The 20,190-nt window shown below is 49.3% G+C and carries 11 protein-coding genes and 1 pseudogene; 10 read left to right on the top strand and 2 right to left on the bottom strand.

Features of this window, described 5'->3' with window-relative positions; translation table 11 throughout:
- Positions 1–164 precede the first annotated feature (164 nt).
- Genes AC6I1H_RS02640 through AC6I1H_RS02625 form a run of 4 tightly spaced genes read left to right on the top strand, consistent with a single transcriptional unit; the run spans position 165 to position 11,238 of the window.
- On the top strand, positions 165–3,386 hold the full coding sequence (locus AC6I1H_RS02640; protein ID WP_497739479.1) for an ATP-binding protein: 3,222 nt from the start codon (positions 165–167) through the stop codon (positions 3,384–3,386).
- Positions 3,387–3,416: 30 nt separating this feature from the next.
- Positions 3,417–4,028: a DUF7680 family protein gene (locus AC6I1H_RS02635; protein WP_497739478.1), complete on the top strand. Its 612-nt coding sequence runs from the start codon at positions 3,417–3,419 to the stop codon at positions 4,026–4,028.
- A gap of 12 nt (positions 4,029–4,040) precedes the next feature.
- The gene (locus AC6I1H_RS02630; RefSeq protein WP_497739477.1) at positions 4,041–7,295 is read left to right on the top strand and encodes a DUF1156 domain-containing protein; all 3,255 of its coding nucleotides are present in this window, start codon (positions 4,041–4,043) and stop codon (positions 7,293–7,295) included.
- 28 nt (positions 7,296–7,323) lie between these two features.
- Positions 7,324–11,238, top strand: coding sequence for a helicase-related protein (locus tag AC6I1H_RS02625; protein ID WP_497739476.1), 3,915 nt, complete (start codon positions 7,324–7,326; stop codon positions 11,236–11,238).
- A 350-nt stretch (positions 11,239–11,588) separates the two neighbouring features.
- Here the strand turns inward: AC6I1H_RS02625 and AC6I1H_RS02620 are convergent.
- Positions 11,589–12,297 (bottom strand): annotated as a pseudogene (locus tag AC6I1H_RS02620) (histidinol dehydrogenase); the annotation flags it as partial.
- Positions 12,298–12,437: 140 nt separating this feature from the next.
- Here AC6I1H_RS02620 and proB point away from each other — a divergent pair.
- Together proB and AC6I1H_RS02610 are read left to right on the top strand one after the other, a co-directional pair.
- Positions 12,438–13,277: a glutamate 5-kinase gene (proB, locus tag AC6I1H_RS02615; RefSeq protein WP_497739475.1), complete on the top strand. Its 840-nt coding sequence runs from the start codon at positions 12,438–12,440 to the stop codon at positions 13,275–13,277.
- Between the two features lie 56 nt (positions 13,278–13,333).
- Positions 13,334–14,575: a glutamate-5-semialdehyde dehydrogenase gene (locus tag AC6I1H_RS02610; RefSeq protein WP_497739474.1), complete on the top strand. Its 1,242-nt coding sequence runs from the start codon at positions 13,334–13,336 to the stop codon at positions 14,573–14,575.
- Here AC6I1H_RS02610 and AC6I1H_RS02605 read toward each other — a convergent pair.
- Entirely contained in the window at positions 14,544–14,960 is a 417-nt protein-coding gene (locus tag AC6I1H_RS02605) for a hypothetical protein (RefSeq protein ID WP_497739473.1), read from the bottom strand. The two genes, AC6I1H_RS02610 and AC6I1H_RS02605, sit on opposite strands and share 32 nt — an antisense overlap.
- Before the next feature lie 138 nt (positions 14,961–15,098).
- Between AC6I1H_RS02605 and AC6I1H_RS02600 the strand changes: the two genes are divergently transcribed.
- The 4 genes from AC6I1H_RS02600 (at position 15,099) to buk (ending at position 20,181) form a co-directional block, all read left to right on the top strand.
- Positions 15,099–16,808: a sigma-54 interaction domain-containing protein gene (locus AC6I1H_RS02600; RefSeq protein ID WP_497739472.1), complete on the top strand. Its 1,710-nt coding sequence runs from the start codon at positions 15,099–15,101 to the stop codon at positions 16,806–16,808.
- A gap of 246 nt (positions 16,809–17,054) precedes the next feature.
- Positions 17,055–17,963: a bifunctional enoyl-CoA hydratase/phosphate acetyltransferase gene (locus AC6I1H_RS02595; RefSeq protein ID WP_497739471.1), complete on the top strand. Its 909-nt coding sequence runs from the start codon at positions 17,055–17,057 to the stop codon at positions 17,961–17,963.
- A 28-nt stretch (positions 17,964–17,991) separates the two neighbouring features.
- On the top strand, positions 17,992–19,035 hold the full coding sequence (locus AC6I1H_RS02590) for a Glu/Leu/Phe/Val family dehydrogenase (RefSeq protein ID WP_497739470.1): 1,044 nt from the start codon (positions 17,992–17,994) through the stop codon (positions 19,033–19,035).
- Between the two features lie 33 nt (positions 19,036–19,068).
- Positions 19,069–20,181: a butyrate kinase gene (gene buk, locus AC6I1H_RS02585; RefSeq protein WP_497739469.1), complete on the top strand. Its 1,113-nt coding sequence runs from the start codon at positions 19,069–19,071 to the stop codon at positions 20,179–20,181.
- Positions 20,182–20,190: the final 9 nt, after the last annotated feature.

The following is a 20,190-nucleotide window of genomic DNA, read 5'->3' as shown; positions in this document are numbered from 1 at the left end:
CCTAGGTCAAAATCTTGTGAGATTGCCATTCCAGCTTGAATCGACGATTTTGTTATTTTTTTTGGAGGAAATTGATGAAGTTTTATAGAACTAATTTATATTTAATTATTTTAGTTGGGCTAGACCCTATGTTGGGGGATTGAATAAGAATAGGAGGATGAACTGTGAAATCGGTACGGGATACATGCAAGCCGCGCTCCGAGATTCTGGCGGGTACATTTAACCCTGAAGTTTTCACGGCGTCGCTCAGCCCGATCATCGAGTATTATCGCACCGGTCGTGGTATTATTGACAGTATTTACACTAATGCGGAACTCTTCTTCCGTGAGGCAACGTATCCTACACAAGGTCTTCGCTTGACTCTGACAGAAGTTTTTGGCCGAATTGCGGGCGATATGACGGTTCCGGCTATTCACCGGTTGGAAACGGCCTTTGGAGGCGGTAAAACCCATACGTTGATCGCATGCACACATATAGCGTATAAAGGTACGGACCTGCGCGACGTTGTCCAGGATATAATTGATCCAAAGCTTCTTCCAGAGCCGGGTTCAGTGGCTGTCGTTGGCGTGTCGGGTGACGAAATCCCCGTACATAAGCCTAAAGGCAATATGCTGGTGCCTTACACACTCTGGGGTGAGATTGCTTACCAAATCGGTGGGGAAAGGCTTTACCGCGAAGTAGAAGAGGAGGCTACCTCTTATGCGGCACCCGGCAAAACGTATTTTGAAAGGGTGCTGAAAGACCAAAAGGTAATTATCATGCTGGATGAGCTGGCTCAGTATGCTGCGCGGCTTGAAGCGGCCCGGCCTGATGGTACAAGCCAGCTTGCCGCTTTTCTAATGGGGCTTCACAGTTATGCCCGCAATCATCCCGGTATTGCGATCATCCTTACACTGGCAAGTGCAACAGATGCCTTTGCCAGGCAGACGGAACTTTTAGCAAAACTCATCAGCCAGGTGCGCGGTGAAGAGGTGGGTGAAGATGATGCTCTTGGAATTGGCGAAAAAGCTGTAAGAGGTGTGGCCAGCGTAGTGGCTCGTGATGCCGTTCAGATCACGCCGGTACAAGCTGCGGAGATATCCTCCGTCCTCACCAAGCGGCTGTTTTCTTCGGTAGACCGTGACGCTGCGAGAGAGACCGCTGAGGAATATATGCGGATGTACCGCCGAAATGCCAATATGCTTCCCGACGAGGCCGCCAGTGAGGATTTTAAAAACCGTATGATCGCCAATTATCCGTTTCATCCAACCCTTGTGGATTTTCTTAACAAAAAGCTTGCCAGTGTCGAGAATTTTCAGGGCACGCGGGGTGTCCTGCGGGTACTTGCCCTGGCTATTCGCAGCTTATGGCTGAAACAGCAGGATGTACCCATGATTCACACCTGTCACCTGGACCTTCGCTCGGATCGAGTGGTCAATGAGATCCTGGGCCGGACAGGTAGTTCGGACCTGCTGCTCGTCCTCAACGCCGATGTGGGCAGCGTCGATACAGGCGCACTTGAGGGAGGCCACAGCAATGCGGAACTAGCTGACCGGCGCAATCCGCACCCCGAGGGCCATCCTCTCTATGAGTACACATGGAAAACTGTATTCCTGCACAGTCTGGTAGGACGCGAGGAAGGCATCGACTCCAAAATATTCGGAATTACCGAATCTGAAGCTCTGTTTAGTGTATCTTTCCCCGGTCTGACCCCGCCACAGGTTCGCACGGCACTGGAGGAGATCAATGAAAGCGCCTTTTACCTCCACTACGAACAAGGAAAATACTTCGCAAGTGAAGAGCCGACAATCAACAGCATACTTGCCAGAATCCGAAGGACTCTAAAGGCAGATCAGGTGAAGGGGCTGCTGGAGGCCACGGCGCGAAAGATCATAAACAAAGGCTCAGATCTATTCCACATTGAACACGATGTCTCATTGCCTGAGCATTTACCCGACGGGAAAGGCAGACCGGTGCTGGGGGTCGTTTCCCTTACTGCAGAGACAGTGGATGTTGAAGTTATAGTGACCACCAAGGGTGTTAATAAACCCAGGCAACAGCAGAACCTTATATTTCTTCTTGTCCCCGAAACCGTTACTGTAAAAGATACGAACTGTCAGCAGGAGCTCTTCTCAAGCCAGAGTAGAGCACAGGACGCCCGGCAGCGGATCGAGGGCATCGCTCGTCAGGTGTTAGCGATGCGCGTATTAATAGAAAAACCTCAGAGCTATGGCGTCAATCCTCATCGTCTGGAGGACGAAGATTTTCAAAAACGCTATCGTGAGAGAGAGCAGGCACTAATTACTGCCGTTTCAGGCCTCTATACCAGCCTTTACTACCCCTCAACAGCAGGGCACATCATCCGGAAAGAGATAAAGACGGCCGGAGGCGAGGGCGGGCTGCCTTTTATAGAGCAAATACGCCAAGTATTAATAAGCGATGGCGAGCTTCTAACCAGCCAAAACACGACCCAGGCGGATCTTTTGAATCTGAGCAAGCTTTTCTTTGAGCATGGTGACACTGTAACGCTGGAAAAACTGCGTGAGAACTTCGCCTGTGTGCGAAACTGGCCGGTACTGGAGAACTCCGGGGTTTTTGAGCAGATTATACGGGCCGGGGTTCAAAAGGGCGTATGGTGTGTCTTCCGAATGGGCGCCGAGGACAGCGTGAAGCCAGCCGAATTCTACCACCGGAACAACGAGATCCCTATGGGAATTAACCTGGCTGGAGCGGGTTACAGCCTCGTTACCATGCAGGGAGCAAATCAGCGCGGTTGGACCGAACCCCGTAAAGTTGATTCAGCCAAGGTACGAGAAGGTGTAGTTTATGCTGTTAGCCAAAGCGGAGTTGCTACGGTGAAGGAAGTGTCAAGGAACCTTGAGGATAAATACGGAGAAGTCCCAACTCAGGATTTTCAAGAAGCAGTAGTGGCGCTCGTAAAAAACGGCCGTCTGATGGCCTTCCGTGGCACACCGGACCAGAAAGAAAAACCCGACCTCATTCAGGGAGCCGGTGCAGCCCTTTATACCCCTCAGCCTGGAGATGTACTGATTACACCGGCAAAGGCTGCTGAGCTGGGATGGGTCACCGCTAATCGCCGCACGTTTATGCTTTCAGGCAAAGAAGGAGCCGAAAAACTTCTTCCCCTCCTTCGGCGTTTGGGCGCCATCTATAACAGGGGAGCCAGAACAACAATTGACAGCATGGATCTGGTAGACCTTGAGCTTCCTGAAGGTGGCACGATCCGAATCCAGCTTAGCGGCGTCACTCCTGGTTCCATGAAAGCCCTGGGCGAGCTATTTGAGGTATTGGATGGAATTGTAACAAAAGGAGAGCATACGGAGGGATTTCTTGAGATCGTTGACCCCGATGACGATTGCCCGTTCATCCAGGAGCTCAAGAAATGATAATGATAACAAATGTAGTGAGGGATACAAATGACAAACCAGAAATCTACTGCTGACTGGGACTTGGAGCGAGATTTCCAGCAACGCATCAAACCGCTTTTGGTACGGGCTCCCTGGGTCCTTCGGATAACCGAATATAAGGACAAACCTGCACCCGTTTTTGTGGTCAAGGAGCGATTTTCACCTGATGAAGACCAGAAGAAAAACGACAGGGGTACGGGTAAAAAAGTCCTGAAAGACCGGGGGCTGCTGTACGGCCAGGCCCTGCGCCGCTGTTTACCTGTAATCCGACTTATTCTCGGCGGCGTGTGTGATGATAAAGGGGTTCCGCTTGACCTGCAGCGGTTTGTCGATAATGGGCGCATCGCATTCCGGGGGAATCTGCCCCTGGACGAGGAGGCCGGTATTAAATTGTCGCTTATTTTTAAACTGCAGGAACGGGTAAAAGAAATGGACCGCGTTGAACTTATCGCCTGGCGCGTGGAGCGCTTCAGCCGCGAAGAAGCCGCCTACTGGCTTAGCCGGGTGACTCAATACGGTGAGGCGGCTAACCGGTGGGCGCAGGCAGGTATGCGCATAATGCTCGGGGGCCAGCCCGGGGACCAGGCGGTCCTTCATATGCTGGAAAAGCTGCGAAGATAGGGGGATGAAGATATGCGTGACAGCACGAACAAAACCGACGTCCGCCTAATCGAAGCGGGTTTTCCCTGCCACCAGGTGGGGGCAGAAACGCAGCGGGAACGTGGAGCCAGCTCAGCCCTCCCACCACTTTATTTTCTCCACGTCTGGTGGGCGCGGCGGCCGCTGACGCCGAGCCGCGCCGCCATCCTAGGTTCTCTCCTGCCCGCCGGAACGGATCCTGACTGGTTCCTTCGCCAGCTGGGCATCGAAAAGGTGCAGGCAATAGTCAACGGTGAGCCGTGGACACTTGTCGGGGATATACAAAATTACATTAAAACCGACGAATCAGGGTCTGAATGGTTATTTGTGGATGATGTAGTTCTCAGGGCAATTGAAAGAGAACAAAAACGCAGAGAAAAAAATAGAAATATAATCAAAAAACTATGTGACTCCGCCCCAGAACTATGCAATCATCCCATAATCATACGCTGGGCAAAGGATTCTCAGCCCCTGCCCCAACCCTGGCCGAAAAAAGGCGATCGCATTCAGATCCGACGGGTAGCTGCGGACCCGGCGCATGTGAATGAGAGAATTGAATTCCGAAAATTAGAGCGGGTAAGGAATGTTATTGGTGAGGATTTTAAATGGGACGATGAAGATCTTTATAGTTACAGTCGTGCTTATGTGCATAATGCTAATGCTACTCTGACTTCAATAAGTAAAAATATAACTGTTCTCGATCCTACTGCTGGTGGTGGTTCCATACCATTTGAGGCATTACGACTGGGGTACAATGTAATTGCAAATGATTTAAATCCGGTTGCTACCGTAATCCTATATGCTACATTGGACTATCCTACCCGTTATGGTTTAGAGTTGCTAAATGACATCGAAAAATGGGGTAAAAAGTTACTTGATGCTTTGGATACCAAAATGGATAATTTATTTAATTGTACCTCACCATTACCTCAGGAAGAATTGAAGATTCTAAAAACACATCTGAGCAACTGTTCGGAACTGATAACTGAATATGATGAAGAAAATGTAGTGGATTACTTATACGCTCGTCAGGTTACCTGCCCACATTGCGGCGGTGAGGCACCGCTTTTAAATACCTGCTGGCTTTCAAAAGAAGGCGAAAAGTGGGGTGTGCGGATTATCACCGACGGCCGGAAGAGAGGCGGTAAGGTCCGGTTTGAGACTTACCGCATCACGGGTAACCGCGGACCGAACGGTGAAGATCCAAACTTCGCCACGGTAAAGGACGGCGTCGGTTTATGCGTCCACTGCCGTCAGGCCATTCCTGCCGATGAAATTAAAGCCCAGGCGCGGGGCGAATCACCGCACGGCAGATGGCAGGACAGACTTTACTGCGTCGTGGCCGTACGCTACCAGCCAAAACTGGACAGAAATGGCCTGCCGGAGCGCTATGCCAGCGGTGAACGAGCCGGGGAAATCAAGACTGAGAAGGTACGATTCTTTCGGCCGCCCAACGAGAGGGACCTTGAAGCCCTGGCGGAAGCCGAAAGGCGCCTTCAAGAGCGCTGGCCCGAATGGGAACGGCAGGGGCTTATACCGACGGAAAACATCCCGCAAGGAAACGATATGCGGCCAGTTATATATGGCATGACGCGCTGGTGCGATTTGTTCACCCCGCGTCAGCTCCTGGGGCACCTTACCATGTTAGAAGAGCTTAACCGCCTTAAACCGGAAATCCTGGAGGAACTGGGCGAGGAGCGCGGCCGGGCTGTGATTACATATCTTCAATTTATGATCGATAAATGTCTGGATTACAACAGTAAGCAGACACGTTGGGAATATACTCGAGGAATTGTAAAGGGAACCTTTGGCCGCCATGACTTTTCACTCAAGTGGACATTTGGCGAAATGGTTTTTGCGGGTCCCTATTCCGGTGCGGCATGGGCTTTATCGCAGGTAGTTGATGCATATAAAGGCATAGCAGAACTGGTGGCACCGCTTCATGAAAAACTGGATGGAGAGGCTCCCCCGGTTACCATTCTGTGCAGCACCGCTGCCCATCTGAATATACCCGATCGTTCGGTTGACCTTATATGCATCGACCCACCCTATTACAACAACGTCCAGTATGCGGAACTGTCTGACTACTTCTATGTTTGGCAGCGGCGCACCTTACAAGATCTGTATCCGGCCATATTTAGACGGCGGCTTACCAACAAGACGGACGAAGCCGTTGCCAATCCGGCAAGGGATGGTTCCGCTGCCAGAGCAGCTAAAGAATACGAACGCCTGATGAGCGAAATTTTCGCTGAGTGCCGCCGTGTCCTCAAAGATGAGGGCATCATGACCATAATGTTCACTCACAAGACACAGGAGGCCTGGGAGGCGCTGACACGCTCACTGATTGAGAATGGCTGGACTATTACATCGTCGATGCCGGTCGAATCTGAAGCGGCAGAATCCATTCATCAAAAAGGAATGGCTGCAGCCGCTAGTTCTATTTTCCTGACCTGCCGCAAACGAAAGGAAGCAAATAACACACCCGCTACCTGGACCGGTTTCGGCGGCACCGGGGTCGCTCAGCGGGTACGTGAGGCCGTTCGTGAGGGCTTAAAAGAATTTGAACCGCTCAAGCTGAACCCGGTGGATGAAATGGTGGCAAGTTACGGTCGGGCGCTCCATGTACTTTCCGAAAACTGGCCGGTACTGGATGGCGATGAGCCGGTCAGTCCCATCTGTGCCATGAACGAGGCCAGCGCAGTGGTTGCCCAATACCAGATCTCACGACTGACGAATGGGCGCCTGCAGGTACATGACCTCAACCCGGAAGCAGCCGTGGCTTTGACGCTCTACGGTATTTTCGGCCTGGCTGATTTTCCCTATGATGAGGCGCTGAACCTCTCACGTTCACTTAATATCAGTCTGGAAGTCAAGGCCGCCGGATATAATGTAGAAGGGCGGATAATCGGGATTAATGATGAAAATCGGGTAAGACGAAATGAACGTTCCAATGCTGAGGACACTGGCTATCATGCGCCATTACTCCGCCGTGGGTCCAAGTTGCGACTGGCCCTGCCGGAAGAACGCAATAAGAAACGTATAGACAATCCTCAGACCGAATGGGATATTCTGCATGGGCTGACCCTTGCTTACCGACAAGGTGACATACCCGTTGCCCGTGTGTATCTGAGCCAACACGCGGAGGGCAAGGAACAGAAAATCTTAGACCTGCTTTCAGTTTGGGCGGCAAAAATGCCCAATAAAGAGCTGCGTCAAGAGGCTGAGGCAATTCTGTTCGGCCTTAAATGAATCAGAAGTTTTTTCGTGAGGGGATAACATGATTGGCCTAAATGAAGCCTCTTTGGAAAATAAGGGTCTGCGGTCCCGCCGATGGCTCCTTTCTTATAAAACATCTTCAACTATTATAAACGGTCGGCCTGTAGATATGTTACATGATTTCTACGTACCCGCTCTTCGCCTGGCGGTGCGATACGACCGCGTAGCCGGCTATTTCCGCTCGTCTTCCCTGGCCGCCGCATCAATGGGCTTTTCCGCCTTTGTCGGCCGAGGGGGAAAAATGCGCCTTATTGTCGGCGCCGACCTTGAACCCGAGGACGTGAAGGCTATTTTAGCCGGAGACCAAGAGCGGCTGGCGGCAAAGTTAAATGGTGAGTTCGACCGCCTTGATACTTGGCCAGAAGGCGTCCGAAACGGCGTGACACTGCTTGCCTGGATGGTGGCCCATGGCTATCTTGAGGTGCGTGTGGCTTTCCGGGTCCACAGGGAGACCGGTGAGCCGCTTCCTTTTGATGCTGTGGACGACGGCTATGTTCACGAAAAATGGTTCATTATGCATGATGAATTTGGCAACCGCCTGTACGGGTCAGGGACGCTGAACGAATCAAAGACCGCGCTTATGCTCAATGCAGAAAATATTGACATCCACTGCGATTGGTGGGGCGAGACGGATCGCCTCCGCGTTGACGAAGCTGTAGAGTCCTTTGAAAAATTATGGGATGGCAGGGTTCCCCACATGCCGGTGATGACCTTGCCGGAGGCCGTTCACCGCCGCCTTATCCGATTGGCGGAAGGCATAGACTTTCCAATGGAGGTAGACGGCACGAGTGCAGCACCCAGGATAGTGGAACCGCCATCGGCGATGGAACGGCTGAAGTTTGCCATACTTCGCGACGCACCGAAAATGCCAGGCGGACGTTTTGTCGGGGCAGAAACAGCTCCTGTAGAGCCATGGCCTCATCAGGCTATCGTCGTTCGGAGGTTGATAGAAACTTGGCCTTACTCATACTTGTTGTGCGACGAAGTGGGTCTCGGAAAGACTATTGAGGCGGGCCTTGCTTTTCGTTCTTTATACTTATCGGGCCTTGTGAAGCGTATCCTTATTGCCGCACCGGCGAGCCTTACACGGCAGTGGCATCGCCAGATGGCGTCGAAAATGCTGCTGTCCTTCGGTCTGGCGCGCACCATGCCGGAGACCTCTCATGAATATATTTTTCCCTTTAACGAAAATCGAACGGCGACTTCAATTTACGAGCCTGATCTGGTTATTGTTTCGACGGGACTGCTCGCCCGTCGCGAGCGAGCGGAGGCCATTTCCCGGGCAAAGCCGTTCGACATAGCGCTGGTGGATGAAGCCCACGCAGTTCGGCGGCGGAATCCTGCCAGCGGCTCCGAGGCGCATCCGGATTTCGGGCAACTTTATACCTGTGTAAAAGACTTTTTGCGCAAGAAGGCCCGAAGCTTGTGGCTGGCTACGGCAACGCCGATGCAGATCAACCCAGTAGAGGTATGCGACCTGCTGGCGCTGACCAATCGTGTAGGGGCGTTTCAGTTCGACCCATCATTAACATTGCAGTATTATGAAATTCTTGGCAGGCTCGTACGCGGCCAAGAACTCAGGGAGAAGGAATGGGAATTTCTGCGTCAAGTTGTAAAAGCAGTCCAGATACAGGATCCCCTGCTCTGGCGCTTTGTTGAGGAAAGTGTTATAGACGGACGCATCAGAACAACTCTACGTCAATGGCTTGAGTACGGGCGAATTCCCCGAGGTAGAGATCGTGAATTGATGTATCGCTTACTATTCAGTGTATCCCCGCTTTCACGGGTGATGCTCAGGCATACAAGACGGCTGCTGGAGATCTACCGAGACCACGGGCAATTACGACAAAATCTCGCCCGACGTCACATCCTGTCCATTCCCCGTATAATTTTTACACCGCAGGAGAAGCTCATTTACGATGAACTGGAGAAATATTGCGAGGGTTTGGCAAAGCAAATCCGCACTCACGGAGATCATCAGGCTCAGCAAATGGTTAGCTTTCTGTTGAGCTTCTTGCGGCTCCGGTTTGCGTCCAGCCTATACGCGCTGCGGGAGACGCTGCAGCGACGTTTGCGCAAGGTCGAAGCCACCCTCCGTCATCAGCTTGTTCAGGAAGAAGATGAATCAGGGACAGGAGTCTCTTCGCTGCAAGATCTGGTCTATGAAGGTGAGGACGAAGATGACCTGATGGCTGCCGTGTCTTTGCTAAAAAACAGGACTCAGGCCGACCTGGAATGGGAGCAGGAGCATCTAAAGAAGATGCTCGACAACATGGCCGACTTAACCGGGCCATCATCGAAAATGCAGGAACTTTTGAAAGTGCTTGACCAGCGTAAAGACCGGCATAATGGGCGTATTCGTCAAACAGTTATATTTACGCGTTTCTACGACACCCTCAAGGATATTGTCTCCCGGCTTCGCCAGGCAGACCCGCGCATGCTAATCGGTACCTATTCGGGAAAGGGAGCGGAATATTTCGATCCAGATAGTGCCCAAATGATACCTGTAGACCGTGAAGAAGTAAAGGAACGGTTCCTCCGGGGTCAAATCGATGTGCTCGTATGTACGGACGCGGCGGCGGAAGGCCTTAACTTGCAAACTGCTGATTGGCTTATCAATTTCGATCTCGGTTGGAACCCGATGAAAGTCGAGCAGCGAATCGGGCGAATTGATCGAATCGGGCAAAAGCACCAGGACATCTACATTCTTAATCTCTGCTATGCCGACAGCGCGGAATGGGTTGTGTACGAACGCTTGCTGTCTCGTCTGACTGAGGCAAATATGATAGTAGGTACGCAGCAAATATCCCTTCTTCCCGTTGAACCGGAGGATTTCCGTCAACTGGCCGAAGGAACGTTAACACCCGAAGAACTTGAGGCGCGCGCTCGAGAACGAATCGAACTGCAGCGAAGGCACACGGAGTCCATGGAAATTAATCCGCGAGAACTTTATGAGATCTACATGCGTATGAACCGATCGGATGATCGGCAGCGCGCTCCGGTAAATCTGCCGGCGATATGGGAGACGCTAAGCGGATCGAAATATTTGCGCAACTTGGGATGTGTAGCGTCGCAAGAGCCTGATAAGCCTATATTTAAAATATCCGGCATAGATGGTATTCCAAATGGAACTGTGCTTACTGTTTCGCGCGAGCTTTATGAAGAAGGTCTGTCCGATGGTAAAGTTCGTATACATTTTGCTTCATACGGAGATCCGTATTTTGAAGCAATTTTAAAGCACTTGGAGGAATTCAATCTCCCGGGGTGCGTTCGGCGAATTGTAGTTTCAGTTCCCGGTATGGATGGTGTTGAGGTGGTCGGTTATGCGGTTGCCTCTCGTGGGGCCGGTGGTATGCGCGAGATTCGATTGATTCGCTCATGGAGTGACTTAAAGGACCTGCATCTTTTAGAGGAGGAGACCCTGACGGAGACTGAAGTCGAACCGGTCAGAAAAGAACTGGAACGGATGGCAGGGGAGGAATTTGCCCCATATATTGCGGCGGACCGAGTCGAACGTGATAATTTACGCGCCGCCAGAGCGCAGGAGATACTGAATTTTTTGGTGATTCGAAATCTCCTTGATGTCAAGGCCAAGTTTGCAGGGGAAAGACCGCTTTTCGGGCCCGTTCTTCGTGAAGTTGCTTCTTTATACAACGATAGAGAGGAGATTCTGGTAACAGATTTGCCGAGGGACGTTCTTAAGATGCTCAGTGCGGATTTGCTTTTTAAGTGCCATGTGGCGAGTGGGGGTAAAACAGCCAACTTTTCGGTGCCGCGAATTTTGGCATGGGCGGCAAAAGATACTGCAAGCCGTCTGGCGGACAGCATGAAGGTGCGCAAAAGTGAGCTCTCTGTCGATACGGTATTAGCGCGTTTGCAGCGCGAAATTGAGATAAGACTACGCCAAATGCATTAATTCTTGTATTGTCTGCATTATACAAGACGGAGTCGGTATAATATTAGTGATGCCGATGTCGGCAGGTGTGAAGACAGTTGCTTCATCTCTCATCGCCCCCTCTCTGATGGGACATTTTTTTCTTCACACCGCCTTTACTGGCATCACATGAGACCGTCAGGAATCAAACCTGCCGGTCTCATATTTATTAATAAGAGAAGGGGACTACCTGCCTGAATTTTACAAACTTATTATACCAAAAATGTTGAAACTTATTTCTTTAATCACTTCTTGCTTTCAGTTTTTCCTGCGTTTGCAACCGCCTTGCAGCTATTTTACTTCAAGTGGATAAGTCCTGAAAATTTTATAGATTAGTGTTCCGAGAGGTTTCTCACCTCTGCCGCCAATTTGTCGAAGAGCCCTTCCAGTTCCGCCATGTGGCAGGCTGCGAGGGCAAGAAGTTTTGCATTTTCTTGTGTTATCTTCTGATAGCTTGATATCGTGATAAACGTTCCCACCAATACTCCCCAGTGTAGCGGGAGGCTTTCATTGTTGGGAGAATGTGATTGGTGCCGGAAACATAATATGTTCATCGGTGGTTATAAGTATCCCCCGGGCCTGGGGGTCATGTTCAGACTGCGCCAGCAGGTCCGCCGTTATGAATTTGAGGTTTGCGGCGTGATCGGCTATTATGAGCACTTCGCTGGGACCCGCCGGAAAATCTATTCCTACCGTGCCGCTCACCTGGCAGTTGGCCTCTTTGACCCATTGATTTCCGGGCTTTACTATGATATCTACTGGCTCTATGCTTTCTGTGCCGAAGGCCAGTGCTGTAATGGCCTGCGCGCCTCCCATACAGTATATTTCGGTAGAGCCGGCTATATCCATAGCAGCAAGAGTTGCGGGACGGATGGTGCCTGTAGCTCTGGATGGAGGCGATCATGTGGCTATCCTCTTGACCCCCGCCACCCGGGCCGGGATTATGGACATTAGTGCCGATGAAGGCAGGGGATAGTGACCGCCGGGCACATAAGCTCCGCAGGAAGCTACGGGGATTATGCGATGTCCCAGGATGACACCTTCTCTTTTATAATCATTTTATATTTTTTTACACAAAATTAAAGATACAATCCTGAAAATTAGTTGTAAAATTAAACACATGATGTTATAATTATACATATTTATGTATATTTATAAATTCAGCAAGCGAGGCGGGAACAATGAGCAACGAACAAAATATACCGTCAATAAATTTTTCCGGCAATTTTGCGTACAACATCATAGTATTTAAAGTTGGAACAACAACGCTGGTCCATGATAACGGCAGGCTTAATATAGCCCGGATGGAAAAGCTGGTGAGAGTGCTGGTAGATGTTAAAAACCGTGGGAAAAATGTGGTTCTGGTGACTTCCGGAGCAATAGGTGTCGGAGCGGGAAAACTGGGGATTAAAAATAAGAAAGACATAAAAATAAAACAGGCGCTGGCGGCGGTAGGTCAGGGTATACTCATGCAGTTTTACGAAAAACTTTTCTCGGAATATAACACCTCGGTGGCACAGATACTGCTCACAAGAGAAGACATTGAAAAGGGCCCCCGCCGTCAGAACGCCCTCAACACAATAAGGACGCTGTTTGATTTTGACATAATTCCAATAATAAATGAAAATGATACTGTTGCGGTGGACGAAATAGTGTTCGGGGATAACGACACCCTTTCGGCGGTAGTGGCTAGGCTCATCGGAGCGGATATATTAATTCTGCTTTCCGATATAGACGGGCTGTATACGGGCATCCCGTCTAAAAAGGGTAGCGTTAAAATTCCGGTAGTCGACTGCATAACTCCTGAGATTGAAGCGCTGGCAGGGGAGAGCGGGTCTGAATTCGGCACCGGCGGAATGAAAAGCAAGATTTTCGCAGCAAAAATAGCCACCCGCGCAGGGATAGCTATGGCAATAATAGACGGGACAAATCCGGAATTAATATATGATGTGCTGGAAGGGAAAAACCCCGGTACTTTTTTCGTGCCTCAGAAAAATTACAATGTAATCGGGCTATCATGATTTAGACAAGGTATTCAAGAGCATGCATTATTACTTTTTGAAACGGGGGTAATACTGTGGATATTTGGGAAATTGGAAAAAGAGCAAAAGAGGCTTCCAGAGTCCTTGCAGAACTTTCCGGTGATGTAAAAAACAGGGCTCTTCTTGAAATGGCGGAATCACTGTCGGAGGCGAAGCGGGAGATATTGTCAGCCAATGAAAAGGATATTGCCGCCGCCAGAGAAAAAGGCATGAGCCAAGCGCTGATAGACCGCTTGAAACTGAATGAGAGTCGTATCCTCAGTATGACAAGAGGCTTGCAAGCCCTGGCAGACCTTCCTGATCCGGTGGGTCAGGGCGAAGTGATAAAGCGTCCCAACGGACTTACCATCATGAGGACGCATGTTCCCTTCGGCGTTATAGGCATTATATATGAGGCGAGGCCCAACGTTACCTCCGACGCGGCGGGCATCTGCCTGAAAGCGGGGAACAGTGTAATCCTCCGGGGAGGTTCCGAAACTATAAATTCCAATAAGGCCATAGTTTCTGCCCTCGTTCTGGGGGCGAAAAAAACGGGGATTCCTGAAGGTGCAATTTCGCTCATAGAGGATACCGGGCATGAAAGTGCTATGGCTCTGATGAAAATGAGGGAATACGTCGACCTTCTTATCCCCAGAGGAGGCGCCGGCCTCATAAAGGCCGTGGCGGCCAATTCCACGGTTCCGGTGATAGAGACCGGCGTGGGAAACTGCCATGTCTATGTGGATGAAAGTGCGGACCTGAAAATGGCAAAAAATATCATAATAAATGCCAAGACAAGCAGACCTTCGGTCTGCAATGCTGCGGAGACATTGTTGGTGCATAAAGCGGTAGCCGGCAAGTTTTTGCCTGAAGCTCTGAACGCTCTGCAGGAAAAAGGAGTGGAACTCAGGGGATGCCCCGAAACATGTCAAATATTCCCTGGAATAAAACCCGCTTCCGAAGAAGATTGGGCTACGGAATATCTGGACCTTATACTTGCGGTCAAAGTGGTGAAAAACATCGATGAAGCCATAGAACATATTAACCGTTACGGCAGTTCTCATTCGGAAGCCATTGTCACCAAAAATTACGACAGTGCCAATGAGTTTCTTTCCCGGGTGGACGCCGCCTGCGTTTATGTGAACGCATCCACGAGATTTACCGACGGAGGGGAATTCGGTTTCGGAGCCGAAATAGGCATAAGCACACAAAAACTGCACGCCCGCGGTCCGATGGGTTTAAAGGAGCTCACCACGGTAAAATACCTCATTCTCGGAGATGGACAGGTTCGCCTTTGAGAGCCGCTTCTTTTAAAACCGGCAGCCAGCGGAAAAATTCTTCTACCGCTCTGGTGCCCAGTACGGGTATATGCCTGGGAGATGCCCCAGGTTCCGGGACCAGTTTATAATCTTCTGGAGGGAATGCAAAATAATGACAGTGGTCTTCCTCATATATCCAGTAGGGATAATAACCTTCCGCATCGTACCATTTCCCCCATCCCTGTGAATCCATCTCTTCAGGATCGCTGGCTACGAAGTAATTTTTTTGTTTTAAGATGTCCGTCAATCTTTTCAAGTTTACATAAAACGGCAGTTTTATATGGACTTTGTCATTTTTTATCTCATAGGGATAAACATCCCTTCCTTTTATGACCTCGCCTTTTGTGGCTTCTATTATCCGCAAATCGTTCACCTCATTTTTTTCGCAGTATCTGTCTTTTCTATTTTCTGTAATATTATACAGTTTAAACTGGTATTTTTAAGCAGGGAAATATTATAAAATGTAGAATAGTAATATATATAAATTATGAGGAGAGGCGCCATGCTTTCCATTGAAGAGTTCATTTCCATACTGGATGCCATCAGCGAAGGCCTGATTGCCGTTGACAAAAATGGATACATCACTATTATAAACAATTCTGCCGAAAAGCTGCTGAAATTGAAAAGGGACGAGGTGCTGGGCAAAAAAGTTTCGGAAATTGTTCCGAATACCAGGCTTCATATCATTTTGGAGACCGCCCAACCCGAGGTTAATCAATTTCAACATATAGATAATGTAACCATTCTGACAAATCGCATGCCGGTATTTGACAGAGACGGATGTGTGGCCGGAGCGGTGGCGATTTTTAAAGATATGACCGAAGTCAAACATCTGGCCGAAGAGATTACAAATTTGAAGGACATTCAGAGCATGCTGGAAGCTATAATAAATTCTACCCAGGATGCCATATCGGTGGTGGATGTGGAGGGCAGGGGAATACTCATAAATAAGGCTTACACAAAACTGATAGGTTTGACAAAGGAGGACGTTATAGGAAAACCGGCTACAGTGGATATCGCCGAGGGCGAAAGTGTGCACTACAGAGTTTTGAAGACCGGCAAGCCTTTGAAGGGGGTCCCTATGCTGGTGGGGCCCAACAAGAAGGAAGTCATAGTAAACGCCGCACCCATAATGGTGGGGGAGTGCCTCAGGGGCAGCGTCGCGGTGGTCCATGATGTATCCGAAATAAAAAGCCTTACGGAAGAATTGGATTTGATAAAGCGCCGGGTGCGCCATCTGGAGGCAAAATATTCTTTTGAAGATATAGTTGGCAAAAGCCCGTCAATTAGGGAAGCCGTTGAAGCCGCCAGAAATGCGGCCGATACCAGCGCCACCGTGCTTTTGAGGGGAGAGAGCGGCACCGGCAAGGAACTTTTTGCACATGCCATTCACAACGAGAGCGCGAGGCGACACCACCAGTTTATCAGGGTAAATTGCTCCGCCATTACAGACAGCCTGCTGGGCAGCGAACTTTTCGGGTATGCCGACGGCGCGTTCACGGGAGCAAGGCGCGGCGGAAGAAAAGGCCTTTTTGAAGAGGCCGATGGGGGCACCATTTTTCTGGATGAAATAGGGGAAATCAATTTAAACCATCAAGCAATGCTGCTCCGGGTTTTAAATGAAAAGGAGATAATCCGGGTGGGAGAATCAAGGCCAATACCCGTCGATGTGAGAGTTATTGCGGCCACAAATATCGATCTGGAGAAGGCAGTAAGGGCGGGAAATTTCAGAAAGGATTTATATTTCAGACTTAATGTTGTTCCCATCTATATTCCTCCCCTGAGAGAAAGAAAAGAAGACCTGCCTCTTTTGATTGCGCACCTTATAAAAAAATACAACCAGGAATACGGAAGGGCGGTGGAGGGAATATCCGACGAAGCTGTGGAATATCTTCAGGAATACGACTGGCCCGGGAATATCCGGGAACTGGAAAATGTCATCGGCAGAGCTATGATAAACATGAAATTTAGTGACATTAAAATAGAAAAAAAACATTTGCCGCAGTTATATATGGACACATATGAGGTAAAGAATAAGCCGGCTGAACGCATAGAATATATAAAGCCGTTGAAAGAAATGATGGAAGAAGCCGAAAAAGAAATAATAAAGGCCACTCTTGAAAAAGTAAACGGAAACAGAAGCGAAGCCGCAAGACTCCTGGGTATTTCCATAAGGAACTTTTTTTACAAATTGAAGAAATATAATTTATAGTGGGTGCGCAGGAAACCCCATGCCGATAATTGCATGCAAAAAAATGCACGGTCTGAAAAGACTTGCATTTAAAAATTTACCAAAAGCCCAATTTATGGGCTTTTTTAATTTATGAAAATGGGTACGAAATATGCAAATATGATTCTATTGTCAGGGTAAGCGGATACATAAGTGGATGATTATGGAGTGTTGAGTCTGAGAGCCGTTCCCTGACTCGTATTCGCATTCAAATTGAGGGGTGATGGTGTGAAACGATTGAAAGAATTGATGGAAAGCGTCGATTTATCGCAAGTGAAAATTATGGCCGTTATAAAGGCTGAAGACCCGGATGTGCTCAGGGCTGTAAAACGCACTATGAAAACCGGGCGCTTAAAATCCATACTTATTGGTTCGCGGGAAATTATAGAGCCTTTGATTAAATCTCTGGAAATGGATTGCGCCGATATTGAGCTTGTCGATGCAAAAGACTCCATTGAAGCCGTCGAAATCGGCGTAGACATGGCGGAGCAGGGGAAGGCTCACATGCTGATGAAAGGGCTTGTTTCAACAAGGGATTTTTTGAAGGGGATTGTTTCAAAAGATAAAGCCCTGGTAGGGAACAGACTGTTGAGCCATGTGGCGGTATTTGAATGTCCGGCACTTGAACGCCTTATTATGGTTACCGATGCTGCCATGAATATCAATCCGGACGTTGCCAAAAAATATGAAATTCTGAAAAACGGTCTTTGCGTGGCAAAAAGCCTTGGAACGACCCGGCCGAAGGTTGCTGTTCTTTCGGCTGTAGAAACGGTAAATCCCGACATTTCCTCTACCGTAGACGCAGCGGTATTGTGTAAAATGGCCCAGAGAGACGGGCTTTCCGCCATAGTGGACGGTCCCCTTGCTCTGGATATTTCGATATCAAAGGAAGCTTTACGGCATAAGGGCATAGTTTCGCCTGTGGATGGGGAAGCCGATATGTTGCTTGTTCCGGATCTGGTAAGCGGCAATATATTATATAAATCTCTGGTGTATTTTGCTGGGGCTAAAGTGGCGGGCATCGTAGCGGGGGCAAAAGTCCCGCTGATACTCACTTCCAGGGCCGATTCCGACGAGAGCAAAGCTTATTCAATAGCCCTGGGCATGCTCATGGCCAGTGTCGATTCTACTGTATAAAGTTAGTAAATAAAGAGGGGAAGATTTTATGGAGCTTTTCAATGAGACTTTTAAAAAGGGACATGAACAGGTAGTCTTTTGCAGCGACCCGGCGGCAGGCCTGAAAGCCATTATAGCCATTCATTCGACAACACTTGGACCGGCTCTGGGAGGTTTAAGAATGTGGGATTATCAGAGTGAAGAAGAAGCGCTCATCGATGTGCTGCGCCTTTCCAGGGGGATGACTTACAAAAACGCGGCAATGGGGCTCGGCCTCGGTGGAGGTAAAGCCGTAATCATTGGCGATCCGAACAGGGATAAGACACCAAAACTCTTCAGAGCTTTTGGAAGATTTGTAGAAAACCTTGGAGGAAGATATATTACGGCGGAAGATGTGGGGACCTGTGAGGAAGATATGAACTATATAGCGCAGGAGACCACGCATGTGGTGGGCCTTGCCGAAAAAAGCGGAAATCCGTCGCCTATGACGGCTTACGGTGTGTTTCTGGGGATAAAAGCCGCTGTGGAGTGGGTTTTTGGGAAAGATAACCTTGAAGACAAAAGTATAGCGCTGCAGGGCCTGGGGCATGTAGGCATGGAAGTGGCCCGTTTGCTTGTCGAATCGGGAGCTAAAGTGACAGCGACCGACATCTATCCGGATAGAATTAGAAGCGCTCGGGAAATACTGGGAGTTGAAATAGTGCAGCCTGAAAAGATATATGATGTGCCGTGCGATATTTTCTCACCGTGTGCCCTGGGTGCGGTGATAAATGAAAATACGATAGAGCGGCTGAGGTGCAGGATAGTAGCGGGCGCCGCCAACAACCAGTTGAAGGATGAGATTTTTGCAAAAAGATTAATGGATCGGGGGATCCTGTATGCTCCGGATTATATCATAAACGGCGGCGGAGTTATAAACGTTGCGGAGGAACTGTCTGGAATGCCTTACAGTGTCGAAAGGGTTTTCAGAAAGCTCTCCATAATACCGGCCAGGTTAAAAGAGGTCTTTGCCCTATCCGAATCAGAAGGCATCACAACCGCTGAAGCCGCCGATAGAGTAACAGAAAAACAGTTTGAAAAAGCACTAGTATAAAAATGTTTTCACAATGAAGGAGAGAAGGGTTTTATGGTGAATATTTCATATATAATTCTTGCTGTAAACCCTGGATCCACATCTACAAAAATTGCGATTTTTAAAGATGATGAACCGTTTATGACCGAAAATGTTAATCACTCTGTTGAAGAACTTAAAAACTTTGACAGGATTACGGATCAGTTTCTGTTCAGAAAGAACCTGATACTCGAAATGCTTCGACGGAGAAATTTTGACATGAAGGAGTTAGATGCCGTTGTTGGTCGGGGAGGCATCACAAGGCCGCTGGAAGGCGGGACATACATGGTGGACGAGTACATGTTTCATGATTTGAAAAGCGGTCACTATGGAGAACATGCCTCAAACCTTGGCGGAATGCTGGCTTACGAAATCGGGAAAGAACTTGGTATTCCGGCTTTTGTAGTAGATCCGGTGGTGGTCGACGAGTTGGAACCCATCGCGCGCATCACAGGGCTTCCGGAGATAGAACGCCGCAGCGTTTTCCACGCTCTAAACCAGAAAGCGATGGCCAGGAAGGCTGCATTCTTGATGGGCAAACGCTATGACGAGGTCAATATCATTGTGGCGCACCTCGGTGGCGGCATAACCGTAGGAGCTCATAAAAAAGGAAAAGTGGTGGATGTGAACAATGGCCTTGACGGAGAAGGGCCTTTTTCTCCGGAAAGGGCTGGCAGGCTCCCAGCTATGGACCTTGTAAAATTGATTTTAGAGGGCGGTCTGACATATTCGGAAATCAAGAAAAAGATAGCCGGCGGCGGGGGAATGGTGGCTCATCTGGGGACAAATGATGCAAGGCAAGTGCTGGCTATGATTGAGCATGGCGATGAGCGAGCCGGTCTTATCTTTGAGGCAATGGCCTACCAGGTGGCAAGAGAGATAGGCGCCTGTGCCGCCACCCTTGAAGGCCGGGTGGATGCCATTGTTCTGACCGGAGGACTTGCCTTTTGCGAGTGTTTCGTTAACTGGATAAAAGAGCGGGTGGCATTTATAGCCAGGATATATGTATTTCCTGGGGAAGATGAACTGGAAGCTCTGGCGCAGGGAGCGTTGAGGGTATTGAAAGGGATGGAGGAGGCGAAAAGGTATGATAGATTTCTGAAGGCGGCTGTTTGCACCGAAATATAATTCAGACAG

The organism is Biomaibacter sp. TOL (assembly GCF_059717795.1).
This window is presented reverse-complemented; position numbering and strand designations above follow the sequence as displayed.

Bases quoted from the DNA above. Each gene is read 5' to 3' on its own strand.
- AC6I1H_RS02635 (WP_497739478.1), top strand. From the start codon at position 3,417: ATGACAAACCAGAAATCTACTGCTGACTGGGACTTGGAGCGAGATTTC.
- AC6I1H_RS02630 (WP_497739477.1), top strand. From the start codon at position 4,041: ATGCGTGACAGCACGAACAAAACCGACGTCCGCCTAATCGAAGCGGGT.
- AC6I1H_RS02625 (WP_497739476.1), top strand. From the start codon at position 7,324: ATGATTGGCCTAAATGAAGCCTCTTTGGAAAATAAGGGTCTGCGGTCC.
- proB (WP_497739475.1), top strand. From the start codon at position 12,438: ATGAGCAACGAACAAAATATACCGTCAATAAATTTTTCCGGCAATTTT.
- AC6I1H_RS02600 (WP_497739472.1), top strand. From the start codon at position 15,099: ATGCTTTCCATTGAAGAGTTCATTTCCATACTGGATGCCATCAGCGAA.
- AC6I1H_RS02590 (WP_497739470.1), top strand. From the start codon at position 17,992: ATGGAGCTTTTCAATGAGACTTTTAAAAAGGGACATGAACAGGTAGTC.
- buk (WP_497739469.1), top strand. From the start codon at position 19,069: ATGGTGAATATTTCATATATAATTCTTGCTGTAAACCCTGGATCCACA.